Origin of the sequence: Nocardia sp. NPDC051052 (assembly GCF_044456045.1) — a bacterium.
Classification (GTDB): Bacteria; Actinomycetota; Actinomycetes; order Mycobacteriales; family Mycobacteriaceae; genus Nocardia.
On record NZ_JBITFL010000009.1, the window covers coordinates 243,667 to 265,388 of the forward strand.

Below are 21,722 nucleotides of genomic sequence, written 5' to 3' on the forward strand. Positions count from 1 at the left end.
TTCCGACGACAATGTGCCTCCCGTACAAATGTCGCGAATCCGTCCCGAATGGAACGGTTTCCGTGGTTTTGCCTCTGGTCGAAGCGGCGGCCCCTCCCGACCATGAACACATGACCAAAAACGCACCCCAGTCTTCCATTCGACAAGGCCACCATGACACCGAAACCGGTGTTCTGCTTACCAAGCCACGGAGTTACCGCACATTCAAGGCCCTATTCCTACTCGGTCGCGGTGACCGGCTCAACGCTCGGCTGGTCGCACTCAGCGGGGCGAAGCCCGGTTACCGAGTTGCCGACATTGGTTGCGGCCCAGGCGATCTCGCCCGGAAATTGGCCGTGCGAGTCGGCCAGGACGGCAGCGTCATCGGTGTCGATCCGGCGGCGGAAATGATCAACTACGCGACCAAAAATTCCAATGCGGTGACAAATTGCCGATTCGAACTCGGTGCCGCGCAGACACTCACGTTGCCCGATGCTTGCTTCGATCTGGTGACCTCTACCTTCGCCATGCACCATATCCCGGAGGCACAACGCTCGGTAGCCATCGCGCAGCTGTTCCGGATACTCCGCCCCGGCGGCACGCTGCTGCTCGCCGATACCCATCCGACGGGCCGGGTATTGCCCACCGTGGTTCGCTTCATGGCACGTGTTGCCGCCCGCCGAACGCCCGACCCGGCCGGTCCCGGCCGGCCCGCGGATCCATTGGCGGCAATCGACATTCGTCGCTACCGGGACGCGCTGAACGCGGCGGGATTCCGCACGGTGGCATTCAGCACGGTCGCACCCGCGACGGGAGTGCTGCTCGCTACCAAGGAAATTGGCGGCTAGATCATGTCCTTCGAGGCCATCCAGCGCATGGTGAACCAGCCGCACAGCACCGGCAGCCAGCAGGTGAGTACCCGGTAGAGCAGTACCGACGGGACCGCGATGTCCAGCGGCACGTTGAACGCGCCGAGGCCACCGATCAGCGCGGCCTCGACGGCACCGACGCCGCCGGGTGTCGGCGCCGCCGAGGCCAGCGTGCCGCCGATCATGGTGACGATGGTGACGGTGATGAAGGTGGTGCCGCCGCCGAAGGCTTCCACGCTGGCCCACAGCGCGCCGGCCATGCCCAGGGTGATCGCGGCACAGCCGAGAATGATCACCGAGAAGCGCCGGGGGTCGCGGGCCAGATCTGCCAGCTCGCCGAGCACCTCCTGCAATTGCGGGCGCACCGAATTGTTCAGCCAGTGCCGCAATTTCGGCACGAACATGAACGTGCCGATGATGCCGACGCCGACACCCGCGATCAGATACAGCACGGTGGCGTCCGGGACGAAGTGCGACAGGTCCGCGGAGGTGCCCGCCGCCACGCTGAACACGGCAAGCAGGCAGAGGTGGGTGATCACCTGTACCGCCTGTTGCAGCGCCACCGCGGCGGTGGCGCGCACCGTGCCGACGCCGCCCTTCTGCAGGAATCGCACGCTGAGTGCGAGCCCGCCGACCCTGGCCGGGGTGGTCGTCGCGGCGAAGGTGTTGGCGATCTGCATGATCACCAGATTCTTGAAACTCACCGCGCCGGACGCGCAGGCCCACAGTGCCGCCGCCGCACCGACATAGGTCAGGCAGGAGACCGCGAGCCCGAGCAGAGCCCACCACCAGTTGGCCGTCTTCAGCTGGGAGAAGAAGGTCGGCACCGCACTGATGAACGGGTACGCGACGTAGACCAGCGCGATCAGCAGCACCAGCTGGATGATCTGGTTGCGGGTGAAGCGGGTGATCTGCTCGGCCTGGATCCGGTCCTGTCCGGTCTGCTTGCGCACCTCGTCGCGCGCGGCGGACATGGCGTCCTTCCAGTCCGGCACCGTCTTGCGGAGCCCGGCGGGCATGGCGGACTTGGTCAATCGGCTCGCGGCGGCGAGCACCGGTTGCTCGCCGAGGGATTCGATGGCCGCGCTGACCGCGGGCTCCTTGCCGAAGATCGAGGTCGTCGACACCAACAGCTGCGCGATGTCGGACTGCTGCTGCTTCAGCGAGGCACCGTACTCCGCGCTGGAGAAGCCGCCGAAAAGCGTGCTGCCGTTGTCGATTCGGATCTCGGTGGGGCGCAGGTCGCCGTGCGAGATCTGACCCTGGTGCAGACCGTCGAGCGACTTCCACACCCCGGCCAGCTGCTCGACGGGCGCCTCGCTGATCCGTGTCCCCTTGGGCATGGTGTGCGCGTGCAACATCCAGCCGCGGTCCAGCGCGGCGACGGCGACCGGCGTGCTGCTCGCCAGACCGAGCTCGCCGATGGCCAGGGCCATCAGCGCACGATGTTCGACCGCACGATGCATGGATCCGTGGATGGCCGCGGTTTCGCTCGCGCGGAAGGTGAGCCAGCGCCACAGCTGGCGCAGCGCGCCGAAGCTGCGCTGGTTCTTGCCGTACATCTCGACGACGAGTCCGCGTTCGGGCCCGTCGATGGCGGCGGCCAGCACCAGCGGTCCGCGCCCGGCCGGATGCACCACGGTGAACCGGGTGACCGTGTGTCCGCGTTTGGCGAGCACCCGCACCGCGGCGTCGAGCGGTACCTCCAATGCGGGCGTGCCGACGACGAGCATGATGACCGCGCCGACCAGCCAGCCGACGGCCAACCCGAACATCGCCCGCGCGGGCACCACGGTGCTGACCACCAGGTGGATCGGCGCGAACGCCAGCAGCAGGAACCACAGATAGCGCCGAGGACGATTGGGCAGCCATGGGCTCGACACGGTCAGCACGGCGGCGAGCATCGCGATCCAGCGGGGATCGTCCAGGAATTGCGAGAGGAAGGTATCGAGTCGATCCGGCACCTGCAGATGCCATTTAGGCGCCGAGAGGCCGGTACCGGTGATGGAGAGCAGCAGCCCGGCGGTCAGACCGGCCGCCGCGTAGCCGGCGAGCAGCTTCCACTGCCTGCCGATGATCAGCTCGAGCAGGATGGCGAACGGCAACGCCAGAATCGCCATGCCGTAGACGAGGTAGACCAGGTTCGATTGGTCTGGGTTCAGGAATCCGACGATGGTGGACACCGAACGTTCCAGCGCAAGCCATTCCGGCCGGGTGATCACCGAGGCCGCGACGACGATCGCGACCCACACCGCGGCCAGCACGACGCGGATGATGTCACTCGTCCGCCGGAGCAGCGGCTGCAGCAGGTTGCCCGTTACCGGGATTTCCCGCCCATCGACTCGCATGTCTCTCCGCCTCTCCGCCTCTCCGCCTCTCTTCCGCCTCTCCGCGCCTTTCGCCGGTCGTGGAGTGCGCCTAACGTACCGTCGCGGGCCAGCGGTTCAGGGCAGGGCTGAGTTCTGGGCGTACCCGGCGAGTCACCCATGTGCTCACGAAATCAGTTATTACGTCGGACGGGAGGAGAATACACACCGACACGCCGTATCCGGCCTGGCCGAATGTCAGCTGATCCGGCGCCCTGTGCGGTATCTCACGCCGTATGGAGGTTGAATGTGACATTGGTGTCAGGTTCGAGAATTGACGGCATGGACAATGAGCTCTACGACTACAGCCCGATCACCGAGCGCGCGCCGATCCGCTGGCCCGGCGATGCGCGGGTCGCCTTCTACGTCGGCCTCAACGTCGAGCATTACCAGGTGGATCGGCCCTCGACGAGCATCTTCCCCGGTACCGCAGGCCTCACCCCCGATCCGCTGAACTACGGCTGGCGCGACTACGGCCCGCGGGTCGGTATCTGGCGGCTGGCGCAGATCCTGGACCGGCACCGCATCCGCGCCAGTGTGCTGCTCAATTCCGATGTGGTCCAACATAATCCACAGATCATCGCGGCGGGCCTGGCCAGGGACTGGGCCTGGCTGGCGCACGGCAAGAACAACTCGATCTTCCAGGCCGACATGTCGATGCGGCCTCGCGCATTCGCGACTCGCAAGCGCTCCCGCGAGCAGGAGCGCGGCTATCTCACCGAGGTGGTCGAGACCATCGAGCGGGCCACCGGCCGCAGGCCACGCGGCTGGATGGGCCCCGCGCTCACCGAAACCTTCCACACCCCAGCACTATTGGCCGAACTCGGGCTGAACTACGTGCTCGACTGGACCAACGACGATCAGCCATACCGGCTGAATGGGCCAGGGATGCTGAGCGTTCCGTACACGGTCGAGTTGAACGACAACACGCTGTTCCTCGGCAAGGGGACCAGCGGGCCCGACTTCGTGCGGATCGTCAAGGATCAGCTCGACCAGCTCTACGCGGAGTCGGCCGACAGCGGCCGGGTGATGGCGCTCGCGCTGCACCCGTTCGTCATCGGGCAGGCGTTCCGGGCCAAATATCTGGACCAGGCGCTCGAGTACGTGGCGAATCATCCCGGCGTGTGGCTGACCACGACCGACGAGATCGCCGCGCATTTCGCGGCCGTTTAGCGCCAGTATGCGCGTCTGCTCTTGCCGAATCCGGCCGCGCCGAAGACGATCAGGTCAGTTGAACCGACGTGCGGGAGGCAGGAATGGCTGTGCAGGACCAGGATCTGACCGGGAAAACCGTGGTGGTGACCGGCGCGAGCTCCGGCATCGGCGCCGAGGCGGCCGCGACGTTGGCCGCGCGCGGCGCCACCGTCGCGGTGGTCGGTCGCTCGCCGGAACGGACGGCGGCGGTGGCGGCCAAGGCGGGTGCCGAGCCGTTCCTCGCCGACTTCGCCCGTTTCGACGAGGTGCGCAAGCTCGCGGGCCAACTGCTCGACCGCTATCCGCGGATCGACGTGCTCGCCAACAACGCGGGCGGGTCCTGGCCCAAGCGCACCGCCACCGACGACGGCAACGAGTTGACCTTCCAGGTGAACCACCTGTCCCCGTTCCTGCTCACCACCCTGCTGCTCGACCGGCTGGTGCAGTCGCAGGCCCGAGTGATCAACACGGCCAGCGTGACCTACCGGATGGCCAAGCTGAACCTCGACACCGCCAACGCGACGACGGGCTCGTTCAATCAGATGGGCGCCTATGCCGCGTCGAAGCTGGCGAACATCCTGTTCACCAGGGAGCTGGCGCGCCGCACCGAAGGCACCGGGGTGGTCACCGCCGCCTTCCACCCCGGCGCGGTCGCCACCCACGTGTACGACCACGCGCCGCTCGGCCTCGGCTGGCTCATCCGTTCCCCGCTGTCCAAGCCGTTCTTCATTCGACCGGACAAGGGCTCGGAACCGCTGGTGCACTTGGCGACCACCGCGGACGACATCAACGGGAAGTATTTCCACCGGCTCGAGCTGGAGTCGCCGAGCACCAAGCAGGCGGTGGATCCCGCTCTCGCACAACAGTTGTGGGAGATGTCCGAGCGGGTCACCGGGTCGGCCGGATAACTTACTGTTCGGCCGCGGGCTCCTCGCCGACGCCGAATACCCCGCCGGTGAAGCTGCCCGTGTCGAGTTCGACGATCGCCTGCGCGACCTGCTCGGTGGGCACAATCGCCGGAAAGCTGGTGGGCGCGATGGCATTCGCGCGCACCCCGAATTCGCCGAACTCCTCGGCGATGTTGCGGGTCAGCTGATTGAGCGCGGCTTTCGACGCCGAATACAGCGTCTGCCCCCGGTACACCTCCGAGCCGGAGATGCTGGAGACATTGACGATGTTCCGGTTCGCCGCGCGATTCTCCGCGCCCGCATGCAGCCAGCAGCGTTGCGCCAGTCGTGCCGAAAAGCGCAGCGGCACACTGACATTCAGCGTGAAATGGGGATCGAACTGCTCCAGCGCGGCATCGCCGTCGACGATGCCGCGCGGCTGCAGCTGGACGTGTGCGGCATTGTTGACCAGCAGATCGACCTTGCCGAAACGAGCAAGCGCGAGATCGACCACCCGCTCCACCTCGCCCGGCGCGGTGAGGTCGGCGCGGATCACATAGACGCTCGAATCATTCTCCGGCACCGCCTTTTCCGGCTCCAGCGGATCGACGAACCACTCCAGCTGCGACGGCACGGCGGGCGTCCGGGTGCGGCAGACCGCGACGATGTCGTAGTCGGTGTAATACGAGCGGCAGAACACGTTGCCGAGCGTGCCGCCCGCGCCGGTGATAAGGCAGACCCGGCGTTCACCAGTAGACAATCCGGTCTCCTCCCCAGCGCGCGATAGCGTCGTCCTTGGTCCGGTGCACCCACATCACCACGCTGTTGCGGTCCTTGGTGTTGCCGCCCGCGAAGGTGTGCCAGGTGCGCGGCGTGACTTCGAACATTATGAGCGAATTGTCCAGCGGCGGAACGAGCGTCAGTTCCGGCAGCTTCTCGCCCTCGGCGATGTGGTCGTAGAGCGCGGTCTCGCCGCCGTCGCCCGGTTGCCAGCCGGGGTTGCCGAGATAGAACAGCATCGCTACCGCGCGGACCGACTGGCGCGCAGGCACATCCGGCCCGCGGGTACCGAACTTGGTATCTACCGTGCTGTCCGGCAGCCGCACCTCGTCGGGCCCCGGCGCCGTGCCGGGGAACCAGGCGGGATTGAGATCGTTGTGCGGCCACCCGTACGGGGCGCCCGGCGAGTGATGGTGCACCGAGCCCTCGACATCACCGGTCGCGGTGACGCCCCCGACGCCGGCGACCAGGTCGTGCCATTCCCGGGAGGTGAACACCGCGAGCGAGGTGTCCCGCAGATCGCCGAGGCCGATCCCGTCGGCGCTGTAGTTCGCCGCCACCCGTCCGGCCAATTCGGGGCGTTCGCGCTGGACGCGGGCCAGGTCATCGGTCATCCGCTGGTAGAACTCCGGCACGAACACGTCCCTGGCGTACACGTGCGGGAACGGCTGACTGCGCCGGATCCAGCGCCGATGGGCGAACAGGTCGGCGAACCGCTCCGGCCGCGTTTGTGCCTCGAGTACCGACTCGGTTGTCACATCATCACTCCCTCCCGGTCGAACCACTCGCGATCATATTGCCCAGTTCGCGCCCCGCGCAGGTGGTGTTCGTTTTGTACGCGGAGGGCGAGGGTGGGGTGCGAATGGTCAGGCCGGGAAACGAGCCCGGATCGGCCTCACCTGTTCACGGCGCGCTTACCAGGTGCTTGCGCCGGACTCTTCGATCGGCCTGGCGCCCGTGAATCGCGCCCCGAGGAAAGCCAGGTAGGCGATGAAGCCGACCGATCCGATCGGCCTGCTCCGCCGGAAGGTGATCGCCAGGCCAAGCACCATCTCGGTGAATCCGTTCCGATAGGTCCAGCGGCGGGTGGCGCGTGGGAAGGCCCGCGCGGTCAATGGATCGAAGGCGCGCGGCGCGGTGAAGTGTGCCGCACCGGTGCCGGCGAGCCCGAGCCCGAATGCCCGCGCGCGCAAGCTGTCCGGCGTCCGCTGGGCGATCACGACCGGATGCCGCGGTGGCTTGCCCGCCGCGAGTGCCCGGCTTGCCTTGCGCCGCTTGCGACGGCCGATGATTCTGCTGCGCATGTCTCTCCTCGGTAGGGCTGCTCCGAAGGTAACACCGTCTGGGACAGTTTGGCCAGGTCCCCGTCCGGCAGCCAGCCCCGCGGGACTGCGAAGCTTCGAGCTATCGGGTCAGCCGACCGACATCTGCCGGTTGTCCGTGTCGTTTCGCCGCTTGCGCACGGCGGCCAAGTCCACCGGACGGTCCGGGTCGGGAACGTCGACGGCCCCGAGCGCCTCGGCCAGCGCCGGCATCCAGCGCAGGATCTCCTCGCGGTACGGACCCTCGGTCTCCAGCTGGCTCAGCACGCCGACCAGGGTGAGCGCGGCCCTGGCGAACGGGGTGAAGTAGGCGGGCATGGTCATCTCGCGCACCACATTCGACAGCCGGGGATTCGTGGTGCGCAGCACCTGCTTGCGCAGCCAGGGTGTGGTCATCCGATAGGTGGCGTGCTTGAAGGGCTCGCTGCACGGTTCGACGACCGCGTAGAGCGCCTCGGTATCGAACGGGCGGCCGATGGTGACGAAGCCGTGCCGCCGGGTGGCCGCCTCCAGCTTGTCCGGCCCGCCGCCCTGGAAGAAGGCCTTGCAGTAGTCCAGCGCCAGTTCCTCGAAACCGTCCGGCGGCCAGGCACAGCAGGCCCCGAAATCGACCACGCCGAGTCGTCCGTCCGGCAGCACCCGGAAGTTACCCGGATGCGGGTCGGCGTAGAGCAGCCCGTGCCGCCCCCAGCCGGAGGTCACGAAGCGGACCATCAGCATGCCGACACGGTCGCGTTCGGCCTGTGTGCCGGAGGCGACGATCCGGGTCAGCGGGGTGCCCTCGACCCACTCGGTGATCAACACGTCGCCGCGCTGCGCGACCACCTGCGCCACGTAGAAGTCCGGATCGTCGGCGTAGGCCGCGGCGAAGGTGCGCTGATGCTCGGCCTCGGCCGCGTAGTCCAGTTCCTCGCGGACGCCGTCGCAGATCGCCGCGGTGACGGCTTTGACGTCGGCGCCGGGCAGGAAAACAGTGGCCAGATGCGAGATCCGGCGCAGTTGCTCCAGGTCGGCCTCGACGGCCTGGCGGCCACCGGGGTACATCACCTTGACCGCGACCTGCCTGCCGTCGTGCCACACCGCGCGGTGCACCTGGCCGAGCGAGGCGGCGGCCGCCCGCCGATCGTCGAACTCCCGGAAATGCCGGCGCCAGTCCGCGCCCATGCTGGCCGCGATGGCCTCGTGCACGGTGTTGGGCAGCATGATCGGCGCCGAATCCTGCAGCTGGCTCAGCGCGATCCGGTACGGCTCGGCGATTTCCGGCGGCAGCCCGAGCTCGTAAATGGCAAGCAGCTGACCGAGTTTCGCGGCACAGCCCTTCAGCTCGCCGAGCACCTCGAACATGTGCTGCGCGGTGCGCAACTGGATGTCTCGATTGACTTCTTCGGACGATCTGCCGAGCGCGCGCTTGCCAACGCCCGTGGCCTGCCGTCCGGCGAAGGCGATCGGCAGCGCGGCAAGCTTGGCATTGCGAACGGCCGCGCGAACTGGGGGTTTGCCGTCGGACCTCGACGCGAACAAGCGCGAGCGCCTGCCCGTTGAACCCTCGTCAGAACTGTCGCCGCTGCGCCGGATCGCCATGACTCACCTCACACTGTGCGCGGACCAGTGTTGCACACGTGCAGTCTGGCACAGTAGGGCTTAGACTGTCTGGGACGTAATCTAACGTAGTCGAAAGGTGACTTCGATGGGAGCCCAGACGGTAGTCGCCGACGTTGCCGATGAGTTGGCACGCCGGGTTGCCGCGGGGGAGTATCAGCCGGGGGACCTCATGCCGTCCGTGCGCCAGGTAGCCGAAGAGTTCGATATGAACCGGGCGACCGCGCAGTTGACGCTGGGGCGGCTGGAGACAAACGGGTTCGTCGAGGCGCGCCGTGGCAAGGGTTTCACCATTCGTGACGTCCGCGAGGCCGGCGGCGTCGATGTGTACCGGCAGCTGTTCCGCTTCTCGATTCCGATGCCGGACATCGCGATAGAGATGTTCCGCGACATCGTCGATGTCGAGCGCGGCATCGTGATGGAGACGCTGCTCGCCTACACGGGCAGCGAGCAGGCGATCGATCAGGCCGAACTCAAGGCCGAGATCGACAAGCTCGAAGCCATTGCCCGACAGGACGATCCGGATCTGCGCCAGCTTCTGGGCATCGAGGTGGGCCTGGTTCGCCGGCTACTCACCGCGCTCGGGCTCACCATGCAGCGGGCGATTCTGAACTCGGTCGGCGAGATGGTGCTCGAGGTGCCGGAGGCGGTCGAGGCGTTTTTCGCGGGCGCGCCGGATCTGCATGTGCTCGTCTGGCGGGCGCTCGCGGCGGTGTGGGACTCCGGTTCCGGGCCGTCCGAGGCGCAGGTCGCGCTGTTCGAAGACCTGTTCGGGATGTACCACGAGCGGGTGATCCTTCGGTTCGACGAGCTGGTCGGCGCATCCGACGAGCAAACCGCCCGGGGGCACGCGGCCACCGCCTGACGGTGCGCATCGCTCAACCACGCCCGTCGGAAGTCGCTTTTTTGCGCGCCGAATTCCGGCCGCGCTGACGTATCGCCCCATTGCCTCGCTGTCTCAGACAGAATAGGGTGAGTGGTACGCACCGAAGCGAGGTAACCATGGCAGGCAGTAGGCGTAAGGGTTTGGCGCGGTCGGCGAAATTGGCCGGGCTGCCGATGGGCATCATGGCCCGCCGGGTCACCGCGACCGGTCGCGCGATGATGACCGGCATACCGCGCGGCGAACTCGACGACGAGCTCATCGACAAGGCAGCGGATCAGATGTTCGCCGTGCTCGGCGAGCTCAAGGGCGGCGCGATGAAGCTCGGTCAGGCGCTGAGCGTCGCCGAGGCCGGCATCCCGCCGCGTTTCGCGGACCGCTATCGGGACGCGCTCACCCGGCTGCAGTCGCAGGCGCCGCCCATGCCCACCGGTTCGGTGCACCGGATGCTCGCCGAACAGCTCGGCACCCGCTGGCGCGAGCGTTTCACCGAGTTCGACGACAAGCCGATCGCCGCGGCCAGCATCGGGCAGGTGCACCGTGCCGTATGGCGTGACGGCCGCGTGGTCGCGGTAAAGGTGCAGTACCCGGGTGCCGACACCGCCCTCATGTCGGACCTGAAGATGCTCCAGATGTTCTCCGGCGCTTTCGGTCTCATGATGCCGGGCGCGGACGCCAAGTCCTTGATCGCCGAGTTCATCGACCGCACGGCCGACGAGCTCGACTACCGAATCGAGGCGGATCACCAGCGCCGCTTCGCCAAAGTATTCGCGGGGGACCCGGCTTTCCAGGTACCCAAGGTCATCGCGAGCGCACCGAAAGTGCTTGTCTCCGAATGGATGCAGGCCACCCCGCTGGCCAAGATCATCGTCGACGGCACCAAGGCGCAGCGGGATCGCGCGGGCCGACTGCTCGTAGAGTTCTCGCTGTCCGCACCCGTGCGGGTCGGCTATCTGCACTGCGACCCGCATCCCGGCAACTTCCAGCTGCTCGAGGACGGTCGGCTCGGCGTCATCGACTTCGGCGCGTCGATCGCGCTGCCCGCGGGGATCCCTGCGGTGATCGGAGAGCTGGCCCGCCATGCGGTACAGGAGGACTACGAGCAGCTGGCAATCGTATTGCGGGACAACGGTTTCGTTCGTCCGGGGCACGCGCTGGAACTCGGCCCGATCGAGCGGCTGGTCGCGCCGATCGTGGCGCAGCTCAATGGCGACAGCGTGCACATCAGCCGAGAACTGTTGCAGGGGCACACCGCTCGGGCACTCGACATGAAGAATGTGTCGCTGATCAACACCAGGGCGGTGAAGGCCCCCACCGAGATTCCGGAGCTGGCGATGCTCGGCCGGGTGTTCGCGGGCGTGGTCGGGGTGTGCGCCCAGCTCGACGCCGAGGGTCCGTTCGTCGAGCTGGTCTCCCGTTGGCTGCCTGGCTTCGGTGCGGACGGAGCCGCCGCTTGACCGCTCAGATGCGAGTGGCGAGCCCGCCGAGACTCCACCGCGCGAGCGGACGGGCCAGCGGCGCGAACAGCTGATATGGCAGCAGCCAGCCGAAGCGGGGCTGCGCGGCGAGTGTCCAGGTGAGGGTTGTCGCGCCGGAACCCGTTGGGCTGAGCGCGTATTCCTCGACGATCGACTTCATGACGAACGGCACCGAGGAGGTGGTAGCGGTCAGCGCGAGCCGATCGCCCGCCGCCCTGGTGATCACCTGTTCCGCACCGGCAACCAGCAAACCGTCGAAGACACGGGTGGTGCCGACGTTGCGGGCCTGGTCGCGATAGCGCATGCCATTGATCAACGGCAACCAGGAGAACAGGCCATTGGTGTCGAGCGCCGCCCAGACGCGATCCGGTGACGCGTCGAAGGTGCGCTCGACGGTGACCACGAAGGCCGCCTTGTTCTCGACGAAGTGCCGTAGTTTGTCGGCCTCTACGGGTTTGAGTGAACTGCCGCCGCCCGCAAGCGCGGCCTTGGCCCAGCGCCGTAGTACGACGAGCATCGCCGATCCGGCAAGAACGAGGACGAGTACTACGACGGCGATGATGAGCCAGATCGGCATACTGGTTACTCCTTGTGCTGCTGCGATGGTCGGCGGCGACGGGCAGTGGGTCGGTGTACTCGTGCCGCCACGTTCCCGCGAGCAACCGCCGCAGCTCGAGCGTGATCCCTTGTGCGCTTCGGCAGGAGCGCGCCCAGAAATATACCCTGTCTGAGACAGTATGGATAGACCGCTGGCTCGGCTGGCGGGGTGGGCGTCGGCGTACCGTTTGTGCATGACCGTCTCATTCGAACCGTTGCCCGCGATTCCGCTGGAAACCTGGCGGCCGACCAAGGAGACGCTGCATCGTTTCGCCCAGATCGTGGGCAAGGTGGCGCTGGCCAAGGGGGTCCGGCGCAACCACTGGTGGCATATGACCTACCGGCTCACCGCGCGCGGCTGGACCACCGTCCCGCTCGGCTCGGCCCGCACCGGTCCGGTGTTCACCTGCGCGTTCGACTTCTTCGATCATGTGCTGCGGATCGCGACGGATCAGGGGACGCAGGTCGAGATCGATCTCGTCGACCAGTCGGTGGCCACCTTTTACGGTGACGTGATGAACGGGCTACGCGATGTGGACGTGGATGTCGTTCTCGCGCACCCGCATCCGTTCGATCTGCCGGACGTGCGGCGCCCGTTCGAGGACGACGACGAACACCGTGACTACGATCCGGCCAAGGCGCAGCACGCTTTTCGGGTGCAGAGCCAGGTCGGGCGGGTGCTGGAGGAGTTCAGCGCGACCTACTCCGGCAAGATCAGCCCGGTCCAATTGTTCTGGCACACCTTCGATATCGCGGTGCAGCGGTTCTCGCCGCGGCACATCGAGCTGCCGGGCACGGTGGATTCGGTGACCCGGGAGGCGTACTCGCGCGAGGTGATCAGCTCCGGCTTCTGGTTCGGCGACGACAAGGTGCCCGAGCCGACCTTCTACTCCTACACCGCACCCGAGCCCGCCGGCCTGGCCGAACGCCCGCTGACCCCGGCGGGCGCGCACTGGGTCACCTCCGGCGCGGGCCACTCGGCGTACTACCCGTACGACGCCGCCCGCGAGGCCGCTGACCCGGTCGGCGCCGCACTCGAGTTCTTCCAGTCCGTCTACGCGAACGGCGCCGAGCTGGCCGGGTGGGACACCGACCAGCTCACCTGCTGGGGCGGCGTCACCGACCCGGTGCTGCGCGCAAAGGGCTGGCCGGGCCCGGAGTAACTACAGACTGCCGTTGAGTTTGTTGAGCCGGTCGCAGGCCTCGACGTACTCCTGGATCAGCCGGTTCACCACGTCCGCGGAACGCTCGACCTTGGTCATCATGCCGACCACCTGGCCGACCGGGTTGAAGTTCACGTCCTTGGCGGCCTCGGGGTAGCGGTGCCCGCGTTTGACGCCGTCCAGGGCCACCATCATCTGCAGCGGCATGGGCAGCGGGTCGGGGGTGTCGGCCTGTTCCCAGGCGTCGGTCCAGTCGTTGCGCAGCATGCGGCACGGCTTGCCGGTCCACGAGCGCGAGCGCACGGTGTCGTGGCTGGACGCGTCGATGTAGGTCTGCATCTGCGCGGGCGGCACATTGGCCTCCTCGACGGTCAGCCACAGCGAGCCGGTCCACGCGCCCGCCGCGCCCATCGCCATCGCGGCGGCGACCTGGCGGCCGTTGCCGACGCCGCCCGCCGCGAGCACGGGCAGGTCGCCGACGGCGTCGATCACCTGCGGCCACAGCACCAGCGACGAGATCTCGCCGCAGTGCCCGCCACCCTCGGTGCCCTGGCAGACCACGAAGTCCAGGCCCGCGTTCTTGTGGTTGAGCGCGTGCTTCACCGAGCCGCACAGCGCGCCGATGAGCCTGCCGGAATCCTGCACCTGCTTGATCACGTCGTCGGGCGGGGTGCCGAGGGCATTGGCGACCAGCTTGGCCTTCGGATGCCGCAGGATCACCTCGACCTGCGGGGCCGCGGTGGTCGCGGTCCAGCCGAGCAGCTGGTTGTGCCGCTCGCCGTCGGGCAGCGCGGGCACGCCGTGGTCGGCCAGGATCTTCTCGGCGAAATCGCGGTGGCCGTGCGGAACCAGTTCGGCCAGTTTGGATTCCAGCTCGTCGGGGGTGAGGCCGTCGATGCCCTTGCCCTCGTACTTGCTTGGAATCACCAGGTCGACGCCGTACACGCCGTGCACATGTTCGTCGAGCCAGCTCAGCTCGACCTCTAACTCCTCGGCGGTGAAGCCGACCGCGCCGAGCACGCCGAGACCGCCGGCATTGCTGACCGCGGCCGCTACGTCGCGGCAGTGGGTGAACGCGAAGATGGGGAATTCGATCCCGAGCCGTTCGCAGATTTCGGTACGCATGGCGTGCTGGTCTCCCTCGCTGCCGCGCCGCCGCGAACGACGTACAGCAGCTTGTCCTAGAACGAGTTACATAGTTGTCCGCGGTGCCGTCCGGAGCATGCTCGGACTCCGACCCGTCGAATTCGCCGCGGGCCGTAGAGATCGCCATGACACGGCCGCGGCGTCCTCGACTGGTCGGTACACCATTCCTCGACAGTAACACGTTCTAGTTTTGCTCGGCAGACCTCTTTCAGACGGCGGCTTCCTCCAGCTCGCTCAGCGCGTTTTCCAGGTGGTCGAGCAGGCGGGGAAGTTCCGGAACGCTGCGCCGGCAGCCGACCAGCCCGAAGTCCAGATTGCCCGCGGTGGTGGTCAGTGTGATGTTCACGGCCTGGCCGTCGAACGGGATGGACATCGGGTAGGTGGCGTCGAGCCGGGCACCGTTCCAGTACATCGGTTCGCGCGGGCCGGGCACGTTCGAGATGACGATATTGAACGCCGGACTGGTCAGCGGGATGAGGCCGGGCAGCAGGCTGAGGGCGACCGGGCTGACCATGAGCGCGGACAACGCCATCGTCTGGACGCTGGACAGCGAGCTGTACACGTCCTTGCTCTTGCGCATCGATTCGCTGACCACGCGTAGTCGGTCCAGCGGATCGGCGATGTCGGTGCCGAGGTTGCACAGCACGGCGCCGACCTTCACGCCATTGGTCTCGACATCGTCGGCCGAGCGCAGCGACATCGGCACCATCGCAATCAATGGCTTGTCCGGCAAAGCATCTCGCTCTGCGAGGTAGGAGCGCAGCGCACCGGCGGACATGGTGAGCACCACGTCGTTGATGGTCGAGCCGGTGGCCTTCTTGACCTGCTTGATCCGCTCCAGCGGCCAGGAGCGGACCACGGTGCGGCGGGCTCCGCCGATGGGCACGTTGAACATGGTGCGCGGTGCCTCGAACGGCATGGTCAGCTGCTGCTGTAGCAACACCGAGCGGGCGGTCCGCAGCAGGGTCGGCCCGGATGCGGCCGCCGCCAACAGGTTTCGGGCCGCGCCGCGCAGTCCGGAGCCGGACTCGGCTGCGGGCTTGCGCGGCGTCCTCGGTAGATTCCACGGGACCTTGGTCTCGTGCGCGGTCGGTTCGCTGGTCAGCGTCCGCTGCATCACGCGTTGCGCGGAGACGCCGTCGATCAGGGCGTGATGCATCTTCGAGTAGACGGCGAAGCGGCCGTCGGCGAGGCCCTCGATGAGGTAGACCTCCCACAGCGGCCGGTGCCGGTCGAGCAGGTTGCTGTGCAATCGGGACGCCAGCTCGACCAGTTGGTCCATCCGGCCGGGGCGCGGTAGCGCGAGGCGGCGGACGTGGTATTCGAGCTCGACGTCGTCTTCCCTGGTCCACGCCATTTGCGGGGCGCCGAACAGGGTGGCCGGGCGCTTACGGAAGGTCGAGTCGATGTCTGTGCGGGCCAACAACTTTTCGAAGGTCTGCCCGGCGAAGTCGGGTCCGGCGTCGTCGGGCGCCTCGAACAGCTGGAGTGAGCCGACGTGCATCGGGTGTTCGCGGGATTCGGCAAGCAGGAAGACAGCATCAATCGGTGCGATGAGATCCATGGTGTGGTCGCCCCCTGACGACAGGTGGTGGTGTGTAATCGAATCGACCACGTTGTCGGGCGGGCCCGCGCGCAGCCATGAATCCTGCGCGACACCACTAAGTTACCTGGTCCGGACGGCCGCTGCGCTGTCTTTAGCGAAGCTTTGATACCAGTAAGTAGGCCTGCTGGAATCGTTCGCCCGGATCCGGCTCCCTGACCATTCGCGTACGCACCGTGAATCCGGCGTCCCGCAACAGTGCGGCAAGTCGCTCCGGTGACCATCGGTAGGCGCGAGTTACCTTGTGGTCGAACGCTTCTACCGTGTCGGGTGCGTCGGTCGCGAAGAAGGCAAGCAGCGCGTGCCCTTCCCCCTCGAGTACCCGATAGAACTCGGCCAACACCTCCGGCATGCGTTCGGGCGGGAGATGAATGAACGAATACCACGCGACGATCCCGCGCACGCTGGCATCGCCGAGCGCCAGCTGCTCCATCGAGCCCTCGTCGAAGGACAGCTCCGGATACTGCCGCCGGGCCAGGGCGATCATCGCCGAGGACAGATCGATGCCGAAGGCCGGTAGCCCGAGCGTGTTCAGGTGTGCGGTGATTCGTCCTTCACCACAACCGATGTCGGCGACGGCGCCGGAACCGTTGGCCTGCACCAGTTCCGCGAACACGGCAAGCATGGCGCGATCATGCGGCTGTCCGGCGAGATGGTTCTTAGCGAATTCCGCGTAGACGTCCGCGATGTCGTTGTAGGCGTTGCGGGTGATGTCCACGTCGGCGGGGGCGTTCCGATTTCCAACCACCCCAACATCATCCACAGCGCCGGAGTGGTTCAGACATTGCCCTCGAAGGTAAACGGTTCAGGCTGTCCGCGTACCGCTCTCGACGTCGTCTCCCTTCGCGGCGGCGTGCTCCTCGGTCTGGCCGCGGTCGATCACCTCGCGGGTAATGGTGGCCGCCTCGGGGGCCGCTGGTGTGGTGCACAAAGCCTCCTCGGGTATCTCGCGGCTGCGGGCGGTGCCGAGGATCGAGCCGAGGATCACCAGCGGGAAGCCGATCGCCATGCCCGCGGTGAGTGGTTCGCCGAGCGCCGCGACGCCGAGCACGATGGCCACCGCGGGATTGATGTAGGTGATGACGGTCGCGCGGGCCGGGCCGACCTCGGAGATCAGCGCGAAGAACAACAGGAACGCGGCGGCGGTGCAGATCAGCGCGAGGCCGAAGACGGACAGCGTGGCGTCGGCGGGATAACTGGCCGGTCGGCGCCAGGCCGCGAACGGCGCGTAGACCACGGCGGCGATGATCAGCGACGCGGTCACCACGCCGAGCGGCGGCAGGTCGGCCAGCGCCCGGTTGATCACGATCGGCCCGACCGCGTAACCGATGGTGGTCAAGGCGATCGCGCCGAGGGCCGCCGGATTGGACAGGTCGAAATCGAGGCCGACCAGCGCGGCCACACCCGCGAACCCGACCAGCAGTCCGGTCACGCGTCGCCGGTCGAATCGGTCCTGGCCGAGCTTGGTCACGATGACCACCGCGATCAACGGCACGGCCGCGATCAACAACCCGACGGTCGAGCTGTTCAGCGTGGTTTCCGCGAACCCGATGAACAACCACGGACCGACGATCTCCACCGCCGTGTACAACAGCAGCGGCCGCCATCGGCGGAACACCGGCGCTAATGCCTTGGTGTACAACGCGATCGGCAGCAGCACCAGTGCGCCGATCAACGTCCGGCCGAACGCGACCACCACCGGGTCGAAGTCCGTCACCGCGATGCGGATCATCGCGTACGGCACGCCCCAGATCACGCCCATCGCGAGGAACAGCAGCCATCCGCGTCGGGTCATCGCACGACCGCCCGTCGGCGCAGAACAAGGGGGGAGGTAGTAACTGGCATGCTCCACTCGCTTTCGATCAAACGGGAGCTTATACAGGAGATCCGATCATCCGACAGATCCACTTCTCGGGGCTTGGACCAGGCCACTTCCGCGGACCGGTCGAGTTACCAGCGCTTTTCGGCCGCGCGCGACGGATAAGGCTCAGACCGAATCGACCAGCGGGCGCATGCGGGCGGCGGCGCCCTGGTCGTTGTGCCAGGTGCAGGCCAGTCCGAAGGCGGCCACTCGGCCGGTGTCCACGATGTCGCGGATGGCACCGGAGACGGTGTGCAGGCTCGGGCCGCCCGGTGCGGGGAACAGTAGTCCCGGTAGGTCGCTCGGATCGACCACATCGCAGTCGAGATGCAGGTAGAGCGGGCCGCCCGGCAGGTCGCCGAGGTCGTCCACCGTGCGGTGCCGGATCCGCGCGGTGCGCAGGAACTCCGCCTCCGGCGGGTCGAGGTCGCGGCCGTCGACCAGGATGGCGCGTTCTTCGGGAATGTCGGACAAGCCGATTCGATCGGCGATCAGATGCCTGCCGTACCCGGTGAGCATCCGCAGCGGCATGCCGCCGAGGTATCCGGAGGCGGACGTCTCCAGCGTTTGCACGTCGCCGTGCGCGTCGAACCAGACGATCGACGGTTCGAATCCGGCCCGCTGCATTCCGGCCACGACACCCAGCGAGGTCGTACAGTCGCCGGACGCGACCACCACCGGATGATCGGCCCGGCGCAGGGCCCCGGCCACCCGCTCCGCGACCGTGTCGTACAGCACCGCCATCCGTGCCCACGGGTCATCGACGTCCGGCAAGTCCGGGGCGATCACCTCGTCCGGGTCTATGGGCGCGTCGAGCTCGGGCAGGTGCTCGTCGAGGTGATAGGGCACGAGAAAACGCATGAGCCTGAGACTAATTCGGCGACCGGCGGTCAGCACCCGATTATCCGGCGGCTCCGGCGCCGCACCGCAGCGTGGCGATTCGGCTATGTGGCCGAGCCGCTTTCGTTCGCGCATCGGTGCTACACACGATCGGTGATCGTGGCGCTGACCGGGCAAGATGTGGCAGGTCATGTGGCTGGATGCGCGTAGGCTCATTTGGTGAAGCAACTAACGATCGGTGTAGTAGCGACCTCCCGCAAAGAGGACGAGCACCGGTTGGCGATCCATCCGGCGCACCTGGACCGGATCGATCCGGGGCTTCGCGAGCGCGTTTTCCTCGAGCGCGGCTACGGCGACCGATTCGGCTATACCGACGAGCACCTCGCCCCGCTGGTCGCCGGACATCGCAGCCGCGAGGAGCTGTTCGCCGAGTGTGACGTGCTGTTGCTGCCCAAGCCGCTGCCCGAGGACCTGGAGCAGCTGCATGCTGGACAGATCGTCTGGGGATGGCCGCACTGTGTGCAGGACCAGCAAATGACCCAGCTGGCCGTCGACCGTGGGCTGACGCTGATCGCCTGGGAGGCGATGAATCACTGGACGAAGGAAGGCAACTTCAGCGTCCACGTCTTCCACAAGAACAATGAGCTGGCCGGCTACTGCTCGGTGCTGCACGCGCTCCAGTTGCGCGGCTCGAGCGGCGACTACGGGCGCCGGATGCGGGCGGCCGTGATCAGCTTCGGCGCTACCGCGCGCGGCGCGGTTCGCGCGCTGAACGCGCTCGGCATCAGCGACGTCACGGTGCTGACCCAGCGCAGCGTCTCCGCCGTCGCCTCGCCGTTCGCGTCGGTGCGGATGCAGCACTTCGAACGCGACCCCGCGAACCCGAGCCGGACCCTCGCACTGAAGGCGCCCGAGCCAGGACCGCTGGCCGAGGTGCTCGCCCAGTACGACGTGGTCGTCAACTGCATCCTCCAGGACACCGAGGAGCCGCTGATGTTCGTGCTGAACGAGGATCTACCGCTGTTCGCCCGCGGCACCCTGTTCGTCGATGTCTCCTGCGACGAGGGCATGGGCTTCGAATGGTCGCGCCCCACCTCGTTCACCGACCCCATGTTCACCATCGGTGACGATCTGCACTACTACGGCGTCGACCACAGCCCCTCCTTCCTGTGGAACTCCGCCACCTGGGAAAACTCCGAAGCCCTCCTCGAATACCTCCCCATCGTCATGGCAGGCCCCGACGCCTGGGACGGCAGCGAAACCGTCCGCCGCGCCATCGAAATCCGCGACGGCCGAGTCCAAAACCTCCGCATCCTCTCTTTTCAAAACCGAGCCGCCGCCTACCCCTACGCCGTCGTCTGACGCCTTGTCGCTTGCGTGCACTGAGGGAGTTGTTCGTCAATGCCGCTGAGCCGCAAGGCTGATCGAGACAAAATAAAACCGGCCCAGCGCGTGATGCGCTGGGCCGGTTTTGGATTCAGTTAACCGACGGCGGTGGTGGTTGGGGTGCCGCTGGTGGTGGTTGGGGTGGGGGAGGTTGTTGTCGGGGTGGTGGTTGGCGCTGTGGTGTCGGTCTGGGTGACCGAAGGCGCAGCGGGAGAGGTGGTTGTCTGTGGGGCCACCGTGGTGGTCGGGGTGGTACCCGGCGACGTGGTTGTCGGGGACGGCGTCGTTGCGGTGCTGCTTGTGGTGGGTGCGGCACTGGGCGTCGATGTCGCGGTCTTGGTCGGCGTTGTCGCCGGCGACGTGGTGGTGGGGGCCGCTGCCTTGTAGGCGGCGGCGAGATCGGCCTCGGTCGGCTTGGCGTCGGTGTCGACCTTCTTGCCCGCCTGGGCCTGCTGCGCCAGGTGGGTGATCCACGCGGCCGCGTATTCGGCGGAGGTCATCGGCTTACCGTTGGCCGGGTCGGCGTCGTGCCAGTAATCGAAGTGGTGACCGGTGTGGTCGGGGCCGAGGGTGAGCTTGTACGGGTCGCTCATGACCACCGGGATGGTGTTCTGGTTGGTCACGATGAGACCGATGATCTCGTTCAGGATCTTCTGCGGCAGGTAGGCCAGCGGCGACATGTTGTCGGCCGCGATCGCGTCCGCCTTCGCCACCGGCTCCTTCGGCGCCTGGCCGGGCTTGTAGGCCGGGTCCGAAACCTTCAGCAGCACCTGGAGGAAGGTCTCGTCGCTCTTGAGCCAGTTCGGCTGCGACGAGATGTCGGCGAACGCGGCGAGCGCGATACGGCCGAGCACCACGGCGACGTCTTGACCGGTCGCGGGGGTGAGCCCGTCCTGCTGGAGCGCGTCGACGTTGATCTGGCGCCCGACGTTCACCACCAGCTGCAGCAGTGAAATGTTCTGCGGCGCAGAGCAAGTGAGGTCACCGTCGGAGCAGAACGACGCGATCTTGCCGTTCAGCGCACCGAAGTCCCCGCTGGTACCCGGCAGCGCACCCTGGCCCGGCGTCGGGTTCTTACCGTTCTGGTAATTCTGGTCGAAGCCGTCGGGATGGCTCGGGTCCTTCGCGCCGGGGAACGGCCCGTCGCCCGCCGAGCGACCGGCGTCGGCGAGGATGACCACGCCCACGACCTTGGCCGGATCGACGATCCCGTACGCGCCGTCCTTGTCGGCTTCCTGATGCCCGACCTTCATCGCCACGCGGCGCACGACGTCGGCGCCCTCGCTGTAGCCGACGATCGAGAACTTGGTGTCCGGGCACGCCTGCGCGATATCCCGCATCACCTGTTCGGTATTCGCGGCACCGGCGTTGACCGCGTCCTCGTAGGTGGCCATGTTCGCCGGGTACGCGATGTATACGGCGGCGTATGACCCGGGAGCGACGGCACCGGCGGCCGGGTTGACCACCGGATCGACCCATTCGCTGCTGTGGTCACCCGACAGCGCGGCGGGCAATTCGTTGCCGTTGGCGTCGACCAGCAGCTTTGTCGTGCCCTGCTTCGGTGTGTCATTGCGCCCAGCCACCGAGATGCTGACCATGTCGTGGCACTCGGTGACCGACGAGGTGAGCTGCGTATCCCTGGTTTGCGGCGACGACGTCAGCGCGAACGTGGTCGCGACGATCGCCGCAACGCCGAGCACCGCGGGCGCGGCGACAGCCGAGGCAATACGATGTCGGGCGAAGAACCCGCGAAAATCCATGTCCTGTTC

The 21,722-nt window shown here is 67.1% G+C and carries 19 protein-coding genes; 7 read left to right on the plus strand and 12 right to left on the minus strand.

Annotated elements, in window-relative coordinates; genetic code table 11:
- The first annotated feature begins 110 nt into the window (after positions 1-110).
- Positions 111-827 carry a class I SAM-dependent methyltransferase gene (locus ACIBCN_RS29770; protein WP_396995013.1) on the plus strand — a complete coding sequence of 239 codons (717 nt, stop codon included), beginning with the start codon at positions 111-113 and terminating at the stop codon, positions 825-827.
- Here the strand turns inward: ACIBCN_RS29770 and ACIBCN_RS29775 are convergent.
- A complete protein-coding gene (locus tag ACIBCN_RS29775) occupies positions 824-3,196 on the minus strand; it encodes a flippase-like domain-containing protein (RefSeq protein WP_396995014.1) in 2,373 nt (790 codons plus the stop codon). The two genes, ACIBCN_RS29770 and ACIBCN_RS29775, sit on opposite strands and share 4 nt — an antisense overlap.
- 300 nt (positions 3,197-3,496) lie before the next feature.
- Between ACIBCN_RS29775 and ACIBCN_RS29780 the strand changes: the two genes are divergently transcribed.
- Positions 3,497-4,387, plus strand: a complete 891-nt coding sequence (locus ACIBCN_RS29780) for a polysaccharide deacetylase family protein (RefSeq protein WP_396995015.1) — start codon at positions 3,497-3,499, stop codon at positions 4,385-4,387.
- A gap of 83 nt (positions 4,388-4,470) precedes the next feature.
- On the plus strand, positions 4,471-5,316 hold the full coding sequence (locus ACIBCN_RS29785) for an SDR family NAD(P)-dependent oxidoreductase (protein ID WP_396995016.1): 846 nt from the start codon (positions 4,471-4,473) through the stop codon (positions 5,314-5,316).
- A gap of 1 nt (position 5,317) precedes the next feature.
- Here ACIBCN_RS29785 and ACIBCN_RS29790 read toward each other — a convergent pair whose 3' ends face one another.
- From ACIBCN_RS29790 to ACIBCN_RS29805, 4 genes are all read right to left on the minus strand, one after another.
- On the minus strand, positions 5,318-6,055 hold the full coding sequence (locus ACIBCN_RS29790) for an SDR family NAD(P)-dependent oxidoreductase (protein ID WP_396995017.1): 738 nt from the start codon (positions 6,053-6,055) through the stop codon (positions 5,318-5,320).
- Positions 6,042-6,833: a 2OG-Fe(II) oxygenase family protein gene (locus ACIBCN_RS29795; RefSeq protein WP_396995018.1), complete on the minus strand. Its 792-nt coding sequence runs from the start codon at positions 6,831-6,833 to the stop codon at positions 6,042-6,044. The genes ACIBCN_RS29790 and ACIBCN_RS29795 overlap by 14 nt, the downstream gene beginning before the upstream one ends.
- A 156-nt stretch (positions 6,834-6,989) precedes the next feature.
- A complete protein-coding gene (locus ACIBCN_RS29800; RefSeq protein WP_396995019.1) occupies positions 6,990-7,379 on the minus strand; it encodes a hypothetical protein in 390 nt (129 codons plus the stop codon).
- 108 nt (positions 7,380-7,487) lie between these two features.
- A complete protein-coding gene (locus ACIBCN_RS29805) occupies positions 7,488-8,918 on the minus strand; it encodes an ABC1 kinase family protein (protein ID WP_396995020.1) in 1,431 nt (476 codons plus the stop codon).
- Positions 8,919-9,084: 166 nt separating this feature from the next.
- Between ACIBCN_RS29805 and ACIBCN_RS29810 the strand changes: the two genes are divergently transcribed.
- Positions 9,085-9,861, plus strand: a complete 777-nt coding sequence (locus ACIBCN_RS29810) for a GntR family transcriptional regulator (protein WP_396995021.1) — start codon at positions 9,085-9,087, stop codon at positions 9,859-9,861.
- 137 nt (positions 9,862-9,998) lie between these two features.
- A complete protein-coding gene (locus ACIBCN_RS29815) occupies positions 9,999-11,336 on the plus strand; it encodes an ABC1 kinase family protein (RefSeq protein WP_396995022.1) in 1,338 nt (445 codons plus the stop codon).
- 4 nt (positions 11,337-11,340) lie between these two features.
- On the opposite strand, the gene ACIBCN_RS29820 is transcribed toward ACIBCN_RS29815, so the two are convergent.
- Positions 11,341-11,934, minus strand: coding sequence for an SRPBCC family protein (locus tag ACIBCN_RS29820; protein ID WP_396995023.1), 594 nt, complete (start codon positions 11,932-11,934; stop codon positions 11,341-11,343).
- Between the two features lie 214 nt (positions 11,935-12,148).
- On the opposite strand from ACIBCN_RS29820, the gene ACIBCN_RS29825 reads away from it, so the two are divergent.
- Positions 12,149-13,117, plus strand: a complete 969-nt coding sequence (locus ACIBCN_RS29825) for a DUF5996 family protein (RefSeq protein WP_396995024.1) — start codon at positions 12,149-12,151, stop codon at positions 13,115-13,117.
- Here ACIBCN_RS29825 and ACIBCN_RS29830 read toward each other — a convergent pair whose 3' ends face one another.
- The 5 genes from ACIBCN_RS29830 to ACIBCN_RS29850 form a co-directional block, all read right to left on the minus strand.
- Positions 13,118-14,242: an NAD(P)H-dependent flavin oxidoreductase gene (locus ACIBCN_RS29830; RefSeq protein ID WP_396995025.1), complete on the minus strand. Its 1,125-nt coding sequence runs from the start codon at positions 14,240-14,242 to the stop codon at positions 13,118-13,120.
- Between the two features lie 229 nt (positions 14,243-14,471).
- Entirely contained in the window at positions 14,472-15,827 is a 1,356-nt protein-coding gene (locus ACIBCN_RS29835) for a wax ester/triacylglycerol synthase family O-acyltransferase (RefSeq protein WP_396995026.1), read from the minus strand.
- Positions 15,828-15,960: 133 nt separating this feature from the next.
- Positions 15,961-16,614, minus strand: a complete 654-nt coding sequence (locus ACIBCN_RS29840; protein WP_396995027.1) for a class I SAM-dependent DNA methyltransferase — start codon at positions 16,612-16,614, stop codon at positions 15,961-15,963.
- Positions 16,615-16,671: 57 nt separating this feature from the next.
- Positions 16,672-17,661 carry a DMT family transporter gene (locus tag ACIBCN_RS29845; protein WP_396995028.1) on the minus strand — a complete coding sequence of 330 codons (990 nt, stop codon included), beginning with the start codon at positions 17,659-17,661 and terminating at the stop codon, positions 16,672-16,674.
- Positions 17,662-17,853: 192 nt separating this feature from the next.
- On the minus strand, positions 17,854-18,588 hold the full coding sequence (locus ACIBCN_RS29850) for an arginase family protein (RefSeq protein ID WP_396995029.1): 735 nt from the start codon (positions 18,586-18,588) through the stop codon (positions 17,854-17,856).
- Positions 18,589-18,786: 198 nt separating this feature from the next.
- Between ACIBCN_RS29850 and ACIBCN_RS29855 the strand changes: the two genes are divergently transcribed.
- Positions 18,787-19,929 (plus strand): N(5)-(carboxyethyl)ornithine synthase, encoded by a 1,143-nt coding sequence (locus ACIBCN_RS29855; protein WP_396995030.1) that lies wholly within the window; start codon positions 18,787-18,789, stop codon positions 19,927-19,929.
- 119 nt (positions 19,930-20,048) lie between these two features.
- On the opposite strand, the gene ACIBCN_RS29860 is transcribed toward ACIBCN_RS29855, so the two are convergent.
- Positions 20,049-21,713, minus strand: coding sequence for a cutinase family protein (locus ACIBCN_RS29860; protein ID WP_396995031.1), 1,665 nt, complete (start codon positions 21,711-21,713; stop codon positions 20,049-20,051).
- Between the last annotated feature and the right edge of the window lie 9 nt (positions 21,714-21,722).

Coding starts and splice junctions, on each gene's coding strand:
- ACIBCN_RS29770 (WP_396995013.1), top strand. CDS start 111: ATGACCAAAAACGCACCCCAGTCTTCCATTCGACAAGGCCACCATGAC.
- ACIBCN_RS29775 (WP_396995014.1), bottom strand. CDS start 3,196: ATGCGAGTCGATGGGCGGGAAATCCCGGTAACGGGCAACCTGCTGCAG.
- ACIBCN_RS29780 (WP_396995015.1), top strand. CDS start 3,497: ATGGACAATGAGCTCTACGACTACAGCCCGATCACCGAGCGCGCGCCG.
- ACIBCN_RS29785 (WP_396995016.1), top strand. CDS start 4,471: ATGGCTGTGCAGGACCAGGATCTGACCGGGAAAACCGTGGTGGTGACC.
- ACIBCN_RS29800 (WP_396995019.1), bottom strand. CDS start 7,379: ATGCGCAGCAGAATCATCGGCCGTCGCAAGCGGCGCAAGGCAAGCCGG.
- ACIBCN_RS29810 (WP_396995021.1), top strand. CDS start 9,085: ATGGGAGCCCAGACGGTAGTCGCCGACGTTGCCGATGAGTTGGCACGC.
- ACIBCN_RS29815 (WP_396995022.1), top strand. CDS start 9,999: ATGGCAGGCAGTAGGCGTAAGGGTTTGGCGCGGTCGGCGAAATTGGCC.
- ACIBCN_RS29820 (WP_396995023.1), bottom strand. CDS start 11,934: ATGCCGATCTGGCTCATCATCGCCGTCGTAGTACTCGTCCTCGTTCTT.
- ACIBCN_RS29825 (WP_396995024.1), top strand. CDS start 12,149: ATGACCGTCTCATTCGAACCGTTGCCCGCGATTCCGCTGGAAACCTGG.
- ACIBCN_RS29830 (WP_396995025.1), bottom strand. CDS start 14,242: ATGCGTACCGAAATCTGCGAACGGCTCGGGATCGAATTCCCCATCTTC.
- ACIBCN_RS29835 (WP_396995026.1), bottom strand. CDS start 15,827: ATGGATCTCATCGCACCGATTGATGCTGTCTTCCTGCTTGCCGAATCC.
- ACIBCN_RS29845 (WP_396995028.1), bottom strand. CDS start 17,661: ATGACCCGACGCGGATGGCTGCTGTTCCTCGCGATGGGCGTGATCTGG.
- ACIBCN_RS29850 (WP_396995029.1), bottom strand. CDS start 18,588: ATGCGTTTTCTCGTGCCCTATCACCTCGACGAGCACCTGCCCGAGCTC.
- ACIBCN_RS29860 (WP_396995031.1), bottom strand. CDS start 21,713: ATGGATTTTCGCGGGTTCTTCGCCCGACATCGTATTGCCTCGGCTGTC.